Source organism: Pseudomonas serbica (genome assembly GCF_028823535.1).
Classification (GTDB): domain Bacteria; phylum Pseudomonadota; class Gammaproteobacteria; order Pseudomonadales; family Pseudomonadaceae; genus Aquipseudomonas; species Aquipseudomonas serbica.
Map to the genome: position 1 here is coordinate 1 of NZ_JAQIYM010000046.1, position 752 is coordinate 752.

Annotated in this window: 1 pseudogene; it reads right to left on the reverse strand. The window is 60.8% G+C overall.

What is annotated here, in order from left to right:
- Positions 1-737, reverse strand: a pseudogene (locus NQL71_RS29670) (sugar-binding protein); the annotation flags it as partial.
- Positions 738-752: the final 15 nt, after the last annotated feature.

Consider the following 752-nt stretch of genomic DNA (forward strand, 5'->3'; position numbering starts at 1 on the left):
TTTACCTTGACGATCCGCAGCCCGCCCTCAGGCTGAGTGAAATACTCGAAGTGCCAGGCGGCCTTGTCGGCGGTCGGCAGCTGGATGGACGTCACCTTGCGATCCCCCAGTTGCATCAGGAACAGTGCCTGGTAGGCCGTGTCCGGGTGCACGATCAGGTTCACGGTGTCGGTTTTTCGTTCCAGGCTCAACAGGCGTGTGCCATCGGCGTCGTCGATGGAGGCGAGCAAGCGGGCGTCGGCGTAATCGACGTATTTGAGTTCAACGTGTTGCCCCTGGGCCGAGCGGATGCGCCAGGGCAAGGCAATTTTACCCGCGCTGTCGGCGGTGAGGATCTCGACCAGGCCGGACTTGTGGATCACCCGATAGACATACTGGCCCTCGTTGTTGCGGCCATCGTTGAAAAAATGAAAGCTGTCGAGTTTTTTCTCGCGGATATCCGGCTGCGGGCCACTGCCGGTCACGCAGAAAGTTTCCCCGGTGCTCAGGGAGAGGATCTGGTCAGCGGGGTTGTATTGCGACAGTTGCAGGTCCCAGCCCAGCCCTAAGCCGCTGTCGGTGTGGTTAAGCGGGCTGAAACGCAGTTGCAGAGGCACTTCGGGGCCGATCAGGAAGTTGGTCTTGAGGGCGGGCAGGCTGATGGTGCACGTGTACAGGCCGGTGCGCGGGTCGGTGCCGGTGTTGACATAGCTGAGGAAGTTGAAGGCGTTGGAGTGCAGCGAAGTGGACGCGGTCATGGCGTTCTCCGGAAT